The organism is Pseudomonas sp. Ag1, assembly GCF_000278565.1.
In the GTDB taxonomy this organism is placed as follows: Bacteria; Pseudomonadota; Gammaproteobacteria; order Pseudomonadales; family Pseudomonadaceae; genus Aquipseudomonas.
Window position 1 is genome coordinate 175,236 of sequence record NZ_AKVH01000107.1, and the last position, 12,970, is coordinate 188,205.

Here is a 12,970-nt window from a genome sequence, read left to right on the forward strand (position 1 = left end):
AGTTTTCTCTCATCCAAAAACGATCCTATTGAGCTAACCACATGTTGCCTGCATACATATGAACAAGGTGTCTTAGACCTTTCTTGCATCAGCACATGGGAGTTCAATATGAAAGGCTGTTATTCCGTTTAACGACGTACACCATATTTTTCCGTCATGCGCTTCAATGATAGATCGAGTAATCGATAAACCTAGCCCTGCATTACTTGGACTTCCTTCTCTGCGAGCTGGGTCCACGCGATAAAATCGATCAAACAGCTTTTCAAGATGCTCGGACGCAATGGGCTCTCCCGGGTTCTCCACAGAGACTGATATTGAAGTTCCTTTCTGCCGAATATCGACAGTAATACACTTTCCTTCGGGGGTGTACCGGAGCGCATTTGAGAGCAGATTAGAGATGGCCCTGTCGAGCATGAGTACGTCACCTCGGACGCTACCCCTGCCTGTGACCTTCAGGTCGATCCCTCGCTCATCAGCCAGCAAACGGTAGTACTCGAGTAATTTCTCTACTACTGCTACCAGGTCAATCGGTTTGTTTTCATGTGTAATTAGACCGTTATCTGATTTCGCTAGAAAAAGCATGTCATCAATCATACGTCCCATACGTTTCAAGTCATCAAGATTTGAGTACAGATTGTCCTCGTAGTCCTCAATATTTCTTTTTCTAGATAAAATCACTTCAGTGTGAGTCATCAAATTGCTAACGGGTGTCCGTAATTCGTGAGCAATGTCCGCAGAGAAGTTCGATAAACGAACAAACGCATCGTCCAGTCTAGATAACATTGCGTTGAACGAGAGCACCATCTGCTGGAGCTCTTGGGGAACGGGACCTAATGGAATACGCTCTTTGAGCGATTTAGCTGACATCGAAGCTGCTACCTGAGTGACTAGGCGAATAGGTCGTAGTCCACTACGCGCTACCATCCAGCCCAGTGCAGCACTGACCAGCGCGCTTATCACCAGTCCTATCCAAAACCATCGTTCAAGCGTCTCGAAGAAGGCCATATGTTGAGTAACATCAAAGATCAACATCACTGTCAATGGCTTGTCCTGCCCCGTCACTATGGCTTGCGCCGTCACGCCTCGAAATATCTGCTCCTGGTCTCGCCACTCCCAGACATTGCTGTTTGTGACCGTTCGGAAGTCTTCAGGAACTACGATCGGACCTGGGTCAGCAAACAGGAGCTTACCGTCACCATCGATGATAAGAGCTGTCAAATCACGATGAGCACCAAGCAGTGCCTCCAGCTCAGGCTTAACATCACTGAATTGATCAATGCTGTTCAACCCAGTCAAAATTCTTTGCGTCGAGTGAAGCTTTTCGTTCAGCGCCTGCTGATCCAGCATCTTGAAATGATGCCGGCTGAGGTTGTTAAAACTGAGTCCAGCGACGGTGAGCACAGCCGTTACAGCTAGCATGAACATCAGGCTCATGCGCGTAGTCAGGGACATTCGCTTCATTCCGACCCCGTCCCCGAATCCGGCGCATCCAGCATGTACCCCATGCCTCGAGAGGTGTGGATAAGCTTGACCTCAAAATCATCATCAATCTTTGCTCTGAGCCTCCTGACAGCAACCTCGATGACGTTAGTATCGCTGTCAAAGTTCATGTCCCAGACCTGGGAAGCAATAAGCGACTTGGGCAGAACCTCACCTCGACGACGGAGCAGCAATTCGAGCAACGCAAACTCTTTGGCCGTTAGATCTATACGTTTGCCTGCGCGGATAACCCTGCGTTTGAGGAGGTCCACCTCCAAATCAGCCAATTTCATATGGGTTTGGGAGGGGGCAGTGGTACCTCTACGCAGCAGCGTTCTGACGCGAGCCAGCAATTCAGAAAATGCGAAGGGTTTGATCAGGTAATCGTCAGCCCCCAGCTCAAGTCCTTTTACCCGATCCTCAACTCGGTCTCGCGCCGTGAGGAAAAGCACAGGGACATTTTTTCCGGATGCTCTCACTTTCTGAAGTACTTCCCAGCCATCCAGCCCAGGCATCATCACATCGAGAATCAGCAGGTCATACGCCTCGCTCAAGGCGTGCTGAAGCGCGTCTTTGCCATTGGTAAAACGATCAACATTGAACCCCGCCTCGGTGAGTCCTTGCTGCAAATAAATACCTATTTTGGGTTCGTCTTCCGCAACCAGAAGTCTCATGGGGATGGCTCTCGAATAATTGTGAGGCTGAGTCTGCAATGAAATGCCTCTGCCAACCAGCAACTGACAGAAAAGTAATATTGGCTTCAGGTAGATGTCAGCGAGTGCTGTCTAGGGTTCGAGCATGAGTACTTTCTGGTGCTCGACCGACTCTTAACCATGAAAGCTAGAGGAGCCGGAAAACAAATCAAAAAGGAGCTTCCTCATGAACCGTTTAAAAGTCCTATTCTTTGCTAGTTCGATACTCATCTCAGCATCTGCGTTGGCTGAAGGTGGTGCAGATCGGATTATGGAGCGCATGGAAAGCCTGCGCGATAAAGCCGAAGCGACCTTGGTACAAGCTGAAAAAGCTCCTGAAGGGCAGCGCCATGTTCACATGGCCGAGCATATGAAAATACTGGGCGAGATCATGGGCCAGCTTCATCTAGATCATCCAAAAGCATCAATGTCACCTCAGGAACATCTCGCCTGGATGGAAAAACACGACGCCATGGTTGATGACGTTTTGAACCAAATGCAGCGCGAGCACAAACTGATGCTTTCTGAGAACCATCAGTAACCGAATAACTCCTACGGGGCTCTCTGAACCGCCCACTAGACACGGCGTCATCTGGGCGCCGTGTTTTCTCAGGAAAACTGACAGAAATGTAGTGTTCAAGTCAGTTAACGCTCAGCTCTATCCCTTTAGCATAGCTAGTATTTTCCACTGGCTCTCGAGGTCACCATGAAAACTAAGCTCATTACTCCAGTTATTGCGGCAATCACCCTACTCCTCGGCGCTACGGCGATGGCCAGCGTAGGTCATGGGAAAGAGGATATCGGTCAGCCTGGAGTCGCCTCAGAGGTCACTCGCACGGTTGATGTAGAGATGGGTGATATTTTCTTCAAAACTAAAAGCATCGACGTAAAGCCCGGTGAAACGGTTCGCTTTGTACTTCACAACAAAGGGGCGTTGCTGCACGAGTTCAATATCGGCCAAGCCGCTGCTCACGCGGCGCACCAAAAAGAAATGGCGAGCATGTTCCAGAATGGAACGCTTACACCCACCGGAACTGGAAAAATGTGGGGCAACATGGGCCATAGCATGGGAGGCATGAAGATGGTTGGAATGGAACACAACGACCCGAATAGCGTGCTGATCGAGCCAGGGGCAACCAAGGAGTTGATCTGGACCTTCAACAACACAACTGGACTTCAATTTGCCTGCAACGTGCCAGGTCATTACCAGTCGGGGATGGTCGGTCAATTTGACTTGAAGTAAGCCTGAACCGACCGCTAAAACCGCGTCGACGCAAGAGTTCGCTATGCTCTGAGGCAGAGATCAGAGCAACACGCTCACACACGGGGTCTAGATCATGGATAAGCATCAGCATCCGGCTGGAAGCACCTCCCCACCATTTTGGAGGCGCAAAACAGGCGTTGTACTGATCATGCTCATTGCGATCGGTGCCTTTTACGGGGTGCGGGAACATTTCACCCACGTTTATCCGTATTTGCCCTACCTCATCCTGTTGATCTGTCCATTGATGCATTTTTTTGGACATGGACATGGCGGACATGACCATGGCGATCAGGCAGGAACCAACAAGGAAGAGAAATAGCTATGCCCACTCCACCGAGCCACCACGATCACGGTCCCGCCCACGCTGCCTCACCCAATGACGGTGGTCTACGCGACCCGGTGTGCGGTATGGCGGTTATACCTCCAAGTAAATTTGGCGAGTCTTACCAAGGACAGACGTATCAATTTTGTAGCCAGAAATGCCAAGAGAAATTTCGGGCAGATCCAGAACGCTACATTGGTAATCATCCCAGCGCTGAACCCAGCAGCGCCGCTATAGAGCCCACGCTACAGTTAGCCACTGAGTTTACCTGTCCTATGCACCCGGAAATAAGACAGCCAGGGCCCGGCAATTGCCCTAAATGTGGCATGACATTAGAGCCCGTCATGCCCGCGCTTGATGACGATGACAAACCCGAGCTCCTGGATTTCACCCGCCGCTTTTGGTGGTCGCTGCCTTTAACCGTAATGGTGGCCCTTCTAGCCATGGCGGGTCACTCATTACAAATCTTCCATGGTTCGGTTCAAAACTGGATCGAGTTCGCTCTTGCCACTCCGGTCACCTTATGGGCAGGTTGGCCCTTTTTTGTAAGAGGCATAGCATCCGTTAGAAATCGCAGTCCAAACATGTGGACTCTGATTGGTTTAGGTACTGCCGCAGCCTATCTTTACAGCGTCGCGGCAACCCTATTTCCCCAAAGTTTTCCCACCACCTTCATGCAAGATGGACGCATCGGCGTCTACTTCGAAGCCGCTGCGGTCATCATCTCGCTCACCTTGCTTGGGCAGATTCTTGAGCTCAAAGCACGGTCACAAACCTCCGCCGCCATTAAGTCCCTTCTTGGCCTATCTCCCAAGACTGCACGCAGGATCAACGCCGATGGTCAGGAGGAAGACATTCCTCTTACCCATGTTCACTTGGGAGACCATTTGCGGGTCAGACCTGGTGAAAAAGTGCCAGTTGATGGCTCTGTACTCGAGGGAGAAAGTGCGGTGGATGAATCCATGCTCACTGGTGAACCTGTGCCGGTCATGAAAAGAGCAGGGGATAGTCTGATCGGTGCCACGCTTAATACTCATGGAAGCTTGGTGATGGAGGCGCGAAAGGTCGGCGCTGACACCATGCTGTCGCAGATAGTACAAATGGTCGCACTAGCCCAACGCTCCAAAGCGCCCATGCAACGAATGGCCGACTCGATCGCCGGCTACTTTGTGATGGCGGTTATCGCGATTGCGTTGCTGACCCTCATAGGTTGGGGACTGTTCGGCCCGGAACCCAGCTGGGTCTTCGGCCTGATCAACGCTGTCGCCGTGCTTATCATCGCTTGTCCCTGTGCTCTGGGTCTGGCAACGCCCATGTCGATCATGGTTTCGACGGGTAAAGCCGCCAGTATGGGTGTGCTGTTCAGAGATGCCAGTGCCATCGAAAACCTTTGCAAGATCGACACACTGATTGTCGATAAAACGGGAACCCTGACAGAGGGACGGCCGGTATTTCACAGTGTGGAGGCCACACCAGATTTCAACCCACGCGATGTGCTTCAACTGGCCGCTAGCCTTGATCAAGGCAGCGAACATCCTTTGGCACACGCCATCGTCGATCACGCCCGAACTGAAAATATTGCGCTCACCAAGCCTGAATCGTTTGAGTCCGGCTCAGGGATTGGGGTGAGTGGTCTCGTTGATGGCAAGAAAGTACAGCTGGGCAACACTGCACTGATGGAAGCTGCCGGCGTGAGCACAAAGGTCTTACAAGAACGTGCAGAGTTGTTGCGCCTTGAAGGCATCAGCATCATCTATCTAGCAGTTGACGGGGTCTTGGCAGGATTACTAGCGGTCTCAGACCCGATAAAACCGACCTCTAAAGAAGCAGTCACCAAGCTTAAGGCTGATAACGTAAAAATCATCATGGCCACGGGAGACGGGCTCACCACCGCACGTGCTGTCGCCAAGGAGATGGGTATTGAAGAGGTTCATGGTGAAGTGAAACCTCAGGACAAGGAGCGCCTGGTGGCGGACCTCCAGCAATCCGGTCGAAAGGTTGCCATGGCCGGCGACGGTATCAACGACGCACCGGCCTTGGCGCGAGCAGATGTGGGCATTGCCATGGGTACAGGGACTGACGTCGCGATGAATAGCGCGCAGCTCACGCTGGTAAAAGGCGACCTGATGGGGATTTTACGGGCACGGGCACTTTCGGTTGCAACGGTAAAAAACATGCGGCAAAACTTGGGGTTCGCCTTCCTTTACAACTCAATGGGTATTCCCCTCGCCGCAGGCCTGCTCTATCCACTGACGGGGCACCTTCTGTCTCCAATGATTGCTGCGTTAGCCATGAGCGTCAGTTCTGCGTCTGTAGTTTTCAATGCTTTGAGGCTGAGGAATACCCGAATTGAATGAGCGTAACCGATGCTCACAGCCCGCTATACATAACTCTTGACCTTACCGTGGTGTCAACGTTGATCTTGTTGTTGCGGTGAAAATAGACTGCTCAGCACAAGAGGAATAACCATGTTCGTCTTAAACGTATCAGGCATTGGTTGCGGTAGCTGCGTCAGCAAAATCACCAAAGCAATTCAGTCACTGGACAGCGAGGCTATGATTTCCGTGGATCGCGCAGCAGGTAAGGTAAGCGTTGAAAGCAGTGAAAACCCAGAGCAAGTCCGTAAAACTGTCGAAGCACTCGGTTTCCCTTCCCAAATCAGCGCCTGAGGCGCTGATTCCCTCGCTGGGTAAAGTTTATTATTCACCTCGCAGAGCTTTAAGTAGCCCCTTAAATGCTCCATTTAATCTAGTAAAGGCGGTTTCGAAATGAATTTCATTTTCCGTATACTTTGCGACCTCGACCTGTTGATCCACAGTATTTTGATCAATGGAAGGTTGGTTCGGCGTACTGTAAAGCAAAGCACCGCCGTGAATATCACTTACTAATTCGTTTACGGCAATATGTTTTGGGTTTGTTGTTTTTAAAGAGAACGGAGTAGCCAAACCTCCTTTTGTTTGGCTAGCCAGTACAGCAGAAAAGTCCAAGTCCCTGGCCTTAAAGTTAGGAGTGTCGGCATTAGCGATATTATTGCTAAGTACCTCAGCTCGTTGGCTGCGAAAACGTAATGCTCTTTCTGCGGAGCCAAGCGCTTTGTCAAAATTAATACTCACCGGTGGCCACCTTTAGTTACGCTGCCATTTAATTCCCACCTATCGAACACTCAAGTGCTTAACGTAGTGCGTCCGAGCCGATGTATGATTTCAGCGAAAAACTCAAAAAACGCCACGCCATCGTGCAGTGACCGGAAACTTACAACGCCGCACAGGTAAATTTTAGATGGTGGATGGAGGTTATGTGTCGTTGGATAGCTTAGACCTTACGGACTAATCACTCTGCATCTCAAGAGAAATATCGCAACCTGACACAACTGTAATATTGGCCTAAGCTTCCTGACAGGGGATGAGTCTTATAGTCCTATTGAGCCTCAAGCTCACCCCCTAGAGTCAACGACTGATGTGGATTCAGGGGTCACCAATAATCATCCGAGGCCCCCCAAATGAACCCTATCAAAACCTTGTTCGTCATCGCGGCTCTGACCGTCTCTTCTTTGGCTATGGCTGAAGGGGGTGGTGACCGGACTTTCGCACGCATGGAAGTGGCCAGGAATAATTCGATGGAATCGTACCGAGTAGCTCAAACGCAAAATGCCCAACATCCCGTCGCTGAAAGCAAAGCCAAGGCGATGGATCACAAGAATTGCTAAATAGCTAGCCCTCCAAGCTGACAGAAATGTAATCACTGCGGTGGTTTAAATGTGGCAATTTCTGAGCTCGCTTGCCGTAAGAGTTTGTCTTTTGTGACGGTGGGCAAAGCTGATCCGGGCAACTCATGATCGGTTGTTTCGCACGGCTTCCCTTTTGACTGATTGGAAATAAACGGCATGCATTCCAAAACCTCTAGACGGACATTCGTAAAAGGCTTGGCCGCTGGTGGCATTCTCGGCGGCTTTGGCCTTTGGCGCACTCCAGTATGGGCGGTGACAAGTCCAGGTCTGCCGAGCGTACTCACCGGCAATGAATTTGATCTGTTTATTGGTGAAACACCTGTAAACATTACCGGCTCGCCGCGAACAGCCATGACCATCAATGGATCATTGCCAGGACCTTTGCTGCGTTGGCGCGAAGGAGAGACAGTCACCCTGCGTGTAAAAAACCGCCTGGACCAAGACACCTCAATCCATTGGCACGGGATCATTCTGCCGGCCAATATGGACGGTGTACCTGGCTTGAGTTTCCATGGCATCGCACCCGACGGCATGTACGAGTACAAGTTCAAGGTTCATCAGAATGGTACGTACTGGTACCACAGCCACTCGGGCTTACAGGAGCAGGCAGGGGTTTACGGGCCAATCGTTATCGACTCGAAAGAGCCTGAACCTTTTCAATACAACCGCGACTATGTGGTGATGTTGACTGATTGGACCGATGAAGATCCTAGTCGCGTCATGGCCAAGCTTAAGAAACAGTCGGGCTACTACAACCACCATAAACGCACCGTTGGTGATTTTATCGACGATGTCAGTAAGCAAGGTTGGTCAGCTACAGTAGCTGACAGGAAGATGTGGGCTGAAATGAACATGAGCCCAACCGACCTTGGAGACGTCAGCGCAGATACTTACACCTATCTCATGAATGGCCAGGCGCCAAACGGTAACTGGACCGGTATTTTCAAGCCGGGTGAGAAGCTACGACTACGCTTTATCAACGGCTCGGCGATGAGCTATTTCGACGTCCGCATTCCTGGTTTGAAAATGACCGTTGTGGCCGCCGACGGCCAACACGTCAACCCAGTGAGTGTTGACGAATTCCGCATCGCCGTAGCTGAAACGTATGACGTGATCGTAGAGCCTGCCAGTGAAGAGGCTTACACCATCTTCGCCCAGTCTATGGATCGGACGGGTTATGCACGCGGAACCCTCGCTCTTCGTGAAGGGCTAGTTGCTCAGGTACCTGCTATAGATCCACGTCCAATCGTCACTATGGATGACATGGGGATGGGCGGTATGGCTGGTATGGACCATGGCAGCATGGCTGGTATGGGCGGCGCAGAGAAGACACCAGGTGACATGTCCGGCATGGCGGGCATGGCGGGCATGGACCACAGCAAGATGACCGGTATGGACCAAAGTGACATGACCGGGATGACCGGCATGGACAGCGGTGACATGACTAACATGGCGGGCATGGATCACAGCAAGATGGCTGGGATGGGCAATGGTGATATGTCAGGGATGGCTGGCATGGGTGGTATGGGTGGAGAAATGCAGACACACCCTGCCTCTGAAACCAACAATCCCCTGGTTGATATGCAAGCCATGAATCCAACGCCAAAGCTAAGTGATCCGGGCATAGGCTTGCGGAACAATGGTCGTCGAGTGCTCACTTACTCCGACTTGAAAAGCACTTTCCAAGACCCTGACGGCCGCGAGCCAAATCGTACCATCGAGCTTCATTTGACCGGTCACATGGAGAAGTTTTCGTGGTCGTTCAACGGCATCAAATTCTCTGACGCCGAACCGCTGCGCCTGAAGTATGGCGAGCGTCTGCGCATCACCTTGGTGAACGACACCATGATGACACACCCCATCCACCTTCACGGCATGTGGAGTGACCTTGAGGACGAGAACGGCAAGTTCATGGTGCGCAAGCACACGATCGATATGCCACCAGGTACCAAACGCAGCTATCGAGTCACCGCTGATGCCTTAGGCCGTTGGGCATATCACTGTCACCTGCTTTTCCATATGGAAATGGGCATGTTCCGTGAAGTACGGGTTGATGAGTAAAGGAGACGATCTGTGAGCACATACCGAAATCGTAATTCCCTCGTGGGTTGCCTCTTTGCCGCTGTCCTGCTGGGTGGACTCTCGTCCACGGTGCTGGCAGAGGAAAATGGCAGCGACCATTCAACCACTGTTCCTGTTACAGCAACGGACAAGCCAGCAACGGCAAACGATTCGAAGCTAGATCACGGGGCGATGGACCATAGCCAGATGAGCCATGAGTCGATGGATCATGACCAAAAAACCAAAAAGGCAGATTGAGATCATGACCAGTAAGTTTTTACGCCCAACGCTGATGGCACTTGCAGTCTCTACCGGTCCAGCATTCTTTTTCATGGCTCAAGCCGCTGAAGAGATGGATCCGTCGATGGCGATGCCATCAAGTGCGGACGCAAAGTCTTCAACTGCACAAAAATCCAAACCCGCCAAACCGAAAGATGCCGCGATGGATCACTCCAAGATGGACCACGGCTCAATGGGAGCCATGGACCATAGCAAGATGGGGGCTATGGATCACAGCGATAACGGGCAAATGGACGGTATGGAAAGCATGGATGGAGGGGCGACTACCACAAGCCGAACCCCAATCCCCGTACTTACCGACGCTGACCGGGCCGCCGCTTTTCCAGACTTACCAGGCCATGGTGTGCACGATAAAAAAATTAACTCGTTCATCCTCCTGGATAAATTTGAGTACCAAGACGCTGACAACGGTAGTGCGCTGGCTTGGGATGCAAAAGGGTGGATCGGCGGTGACGTCGATCGCCTATGGTTGCGTTCGGAAGGCGAACGTACCAATGGCGTAACCGAGAACGCTGAACTTCAGGCTCTGTGGGGACACGCCATCGGTCCTTGGTGGGATGTCGTCACCGGCATTCGACAAGACTTCAAACCTGGGTCACCTCAAACATGGGGAGCGCTCGGTATTCAGGGCATGGCCCTCTATAACTTTGAAGCTGAAGCGACTGCTTATATTGGTGAGAACGGTCAAACCGCAGCTCGGTTTGAAGGCGATTACGACATCCTGTTGACCAATCGCCTGATCTTGCAGCCGACCGCCGAAGTAAACTTGTACGGGAAAAATGATCCTCAGCGCGGCATAGGATCTGGATTGGCCAACACCGAACTAGGCCTGCGGTTGCGCTACGAAATTACTCGTCAATTCGCACCCTACATTGGTGTTAGCTGGAATCGCTCATATGGTAAGACGGCTGACCTAGCCAGCGATGAAGGGGAAAAGACAAACGAGGCCCGGTTTGTAGCTGGTATTCGGATGTGGTTCTGAGCGATTTGAGCACTAGCCCTACGAATTCAAATGATCGGGGAGTTGGCTCCCCGACTCTAAAGTAGATCCTTCAATGTAACCTTTGCAGCGGCATGAACGCTTGAGTGGGGTTCTATTGCTTCGTAGAACATCTCGCCGTCTCCAAGGGAAAAGGAAATATTCATGACAGGTAGCTTCCGACTTTCAAGTCGATTTCTGCGTATTGCAACATTCGCTGCGCTGTTCATCGGCTCAACGGCTCAAGCGGCGCAGGCCCTGACCATCGATGTGCATCGAGATGCAAACTGCGGATGCTGCAAAAAATGGATTCAGCATCTTGAGGCCAATGGCTTCACCGTCATTGATCATGTAGAAACCAACATGAGTGCTGTCAAACAAGATCTAGGTGTCGCTCCACGACTCTCGTCTTGTCACACTGCGATGATCAACGGGAAGTTTGTTGAAGGTCATGTGCCAGTTGAGCAAATAATTGCGATGAGTAAGCGTGACGACCTTCTCGGGATCGCTGCTCCTGGAATGCCAGCAGGTTCTCCAGGAATGGAAGTCGACGGAGTACATGAGACCTACCAAATAATCGGCCTGACCAAAGCCGGCGTAGATCAGGTCATTGCTGAATACCCCGCAAACTAATCCCACCTCATCCATTCGGCCACAGCATGGTCCCAGCTCATGGCCATGCAGCGGGACATGCTATGTTGATTTCATTCTCAAGCAATACGCAAAGGACGATCAGCAACAAGCTGTAAAGGCGCGCCTGCGCCGAATCGGATAACCCCGTACCGCTGTCCTCAATAACAATTTGAGATGACGCCATGCTCCGTCTGCTGACAAGCACTGCGCATCTGACCACGATAGTGCTAAGTTCGGGTGGCGTTGCCACTCAGCTTGCCTTTCCGAATCTGGACATCTGTCTCGGCTGAAAGCGTAGAAAAGTTAAATTACAGTGGTTTGAGAGTTCTTTTTTTGCAGGCTTTTCAGACGCAGGGTCGCGCGTTGTACAGCGGCCATTTTTTCTGGACGCTTCATTCGTTTCCATTTTCTGATGTCTTCCTTGGTGCGACCGCAGCTGACGCACAGTTCGCTGTTCAACTGGCAGACAGAAGTACACGGATTCTCGATGTCCTTGGCCATTGGTCAATTCCTCGGCGAACTTATGCGAACTACGGGCTCATTGCTAAGCCTGAACGGCGACCTGATCGGGTGAAACAGCGCCCGGCTTCGTGCGGTACTCAACTGTCAGATGAGTGATCTCATGAACTGTCGCAAGCCGTTCTCGTATGTTTTGTGCATTCACTGCTGGGCTGCCTAGAACACTCACAATAGCGGCGCGGGCTTGCGGCCCTACCTGCCAGACATGAAGATCTATGATCGAAGCATCTCCCTGTCGCTCAACCAGTTCACGAATCTCTTCAGCGACATGATCATCTGTCTGGTCTAGCAATACACTCGCAGTCACCCGCATCAACGACCAAGCCCAGCGTGCGATGACAACTGCACCCACAATCCCCATTGCAGGGTCGAGCCAGACCCAACCAAGGTAACGACCAGCAAGCAGTGCTGCGATGGCCAGAACCGAAGTCAGTGCATCTGCAATGACGTGAATATAAGCAGAGCGCAGATTATTGTCATGACCATGTGCATGGTGAGATTCATCTTGGCCGTGGTCATGCCCATGGTGATGATTATGACCGCCAGACAGCAAAAGCGCGCTCACCACATTCACTGCTAATCCGACAATTGCGATAAGAGTCGCTGTCCCGAATTGCACTTGAGTCGGTTGAAAGAGACGAAATAGCGACTCTCCGGCAATTCCCAAAGAGACCAGTCCCAAAATCAGAGCAGATGCGAAGCCACCCAAGTCTCCAACCTTGCCAGTTCCAAAACTGTAGCGAGCATTTGAGGCATGTCTTTTTGCGTAACCGTAAGCAGCTGCGGCTATGCCAAGTGCTCCAGCGTGTGTTGCCATGTGAAATCCATCAGCAAGCAACGCCATTGAGCCAGTGAGATAACCTGCGGTGATTTCAGCAACCATCATTACGACGGTCAGAGCCACTACCCACAAGGTTCGCTTGGCGTTTTCTTCATGTGATTTCCCCAGGAACATATGGTCGTGGGAATAGTCGGTGTACGAATTACTCATCTG

15 protein-coding genes are annotated in these 12,970 nt (G+C 51.5%); 10 read left to right on the forward strand and 5 right to left on the reverse strand.

Annotation, left to right across the window (positions count from 1 at the left end; genetic code table 11):
* Window positions 1–72: 72 nt before the first annotated feature.
* Entirely contained in the window at window positions 73–1,461 is a 1,389-nt protein-coding gene (gene copS, locus A462_RS08805; protein ID WP_008437425.1) for a copper resistance membrane spanning protein CopS, read from the reverse strand.
* Window positions 1,458–2,153, reverse strand: a complete 696-nt coding sequence (locus A462_RS08800) for a heavy metal response regulator transcription factor (RefSeq protein WP_008437429.1) — start codon at window positions 2,151–2,153, stop codon at window positions 1,458–1,460. The genes copS and A462_RS08800 overlap by 4 nt, the downstream gene beginning before the upstream one ends.
* A gap of 205 nt (window positions 2,154–2,358) precedes the next feature.
* Between A462_RS08800 and A462_RS08795 the strand changes: the two genes are divergently transcribed.
* The 5 genes from A462_RS08795 to A462_RS33680 all read left to right on the forward strand — a co-directional run bounded on the left by A462_RS08795 (window position 2,359) and on the right by A462_RS33680 (window position 6,426).
* Window positions 2,359–2,712, forward strand: a complete 354-nt coding sequence (locus A462_RS08795; RefSeq protein WP_008437430.1) for a co-regulatory protein PtrA N-terminal domain-containing protein — start codon at window positions 2,359–2,361, stop codon at window positions 2,710–2,712.
* A 165-nt stretch (window positions 2,713–2,877) separates the two neighbouring features.
* Entirely contained in the window at window positions 2,878–3,414 is a 537-nt protein-coding gene (locus A462_RS08790; protein ID WP_008437431.1) for a cupredoxin domain-containing protein, read from the forward strand.
* A gap of 94 nt (window positions 3,415–3,508) precedes the next feature.
* Complete coding sequence (locus A462_RS0132630; RefSeq protein ID WP_032899631.1) at window positions 3,509–3,754, forward strand: DUF2933 domain-containing protein; 246 nt, start codon at window positions 3,509–3,511, stop codon at window positions 3,752–3,754.
* A 2-nt stretch (window positions 3,755–3,756) separates the two neighbouring features.
* Complete coding sequence (locus A462_RS08785; RefSeq protein WP_083853237.1) at window positions 3,757–6,114, forward strand: heavy metal translocating P-type ATPase; 2,358 nt, start codon at window positions 3,757–3,759, stop codon at window positions 6,112–6,114.
* Window positions 6,115–6,225: 111 nt separating this feature from the next.
* Window positions 6,226–6,426, forward strand: coding sequence for a heavy-metal-associated domain-containing protein (locus tag A462_RS33680; protein ID WP_008437435.1), 201 nt, complete (start codon window positions 6,226–6,228; stop codon window positions 6,424–6,426).
* 30 nt (window positions 6,427–6,456) lie between these two features.
* Here A462_RS33680 and flgB read toward each other — a convergent pair whose 3' ends face one another.
* A complete protein-coding gene (gene flgB, locus A462_RS33685) occupies window positions 6,457–6,870 on the reverse strand; it encodes a flagellar basal body rod protein FlgB (RefSeq protein WP_008437437.1) in 414 nt (137 codons plus the stop codon).
* Window positions 6,871–7,256: 386 nt separating this feature from the next.
* On the opposite strand from flgB, the gene A462_RS0132635 reads away from it, so the two are divergent.
* From A462_RS0132635 to A462_RS08770, 5 genes are all read left to right on the forward strand, one after another.
* Complete coding sequence (locus tag A462_RS0132635) at window positions 7,257–7,463, forward strand: co-regulatory protein PtrA N-terminal domain-containing protein (protein ID WP_019821302.1); 207 nt, start codon at window positions 7,257–7,259, stop codon at window positions 7,461–7,463.
* Window positions 7,464–7,640: 177 nt separating this feature from the next.
* Window positions 7,641–9,545 carry a copper resistance system multicopper oxidase gene (locus tag A462_RS08780; protein WP_008437439.1) on the forward strand — a complete coding sequence of 635 codons (1,905 nt, stop codon included), beginning with the start codon at window positions 7,641–7,643 and terminating at the stop codon, window positions 9,543–9,545.
* 12 nt (window positions 9,546–9,557) lie between these two features.
* A complete protein-coding gene (locus A462_RS34330) occupies window positions 9,558–9,803 on the forward strand; it encodes a hypothetical protein (RefSeq protein ID WP_024073347.1) in 246 nt (81 codons plus the stop codon).
* On the forward strand, window positions 9,775–10,827 hold the full coding sequence (locus A462_RS08775; RefSeq protein WP_008437443.1) for a copper resistance protein B: 1,053 nt from the start codon (window positions 9,775–9,777) through the stop codon (window positions 10,825–10,827). Before A462_RS34330 ends, A462_RS08775 begins: the two co-directional genes overlap by 29 nt.
* A gap of 162 nt (window positions 10,828–10,989) precedes the next feature.
* Window positions 10,990–11,457: a DUF411 domain-containing protein gene (locus A462_RS08770; RefSeq protein WP_008437448.1), complete on the forward strand. Its 468-nt coding sequence runs from the start codon at window positions 10,990–10,992 to the stop codon at window positions 11,455–11,457.
* A 303-nt stretch (window positions 11,458–11,760) separates the two neighbouring features.
* Here A462_RS08770 and A462_RS08765 read toward each other — a convergent pair whose 3' ends face one another.
* Together A462_RS08765 and dmeF are read right to left on the reverse strand one after the other, a co-directional pair.
* Complete coding sequence (locus A462_RS08765; RefSeq protein ID WP_008437450.1) at window positions 11,761–11,958, reverse strand: DUF1289 domain-containing protein; 198 nt, start codon at window positions 11,956–11,958, stop codon at window positions 11,761–11,763.
* A 43-nt stretch (window positions 11,959–12,001) separates the two neighbouring features.
* Window positions 12,002–12,967 carry a CDF family Co(II)/Ni(II) efflux transporter DmeF gene (gene dmeF, locus A462_RS08760; RefSeq protein WP_008437453.1) on the reverse strand — a complete coding sequence of 322 codons (966 nt, stop codon included), beginning with the start codon at window positions 12,965–12,967 and terminating at the stop codon, window positions 12,002–12,004.
* Window positions 12,968–12,970 lie beyond the last annotated feature (3 nt).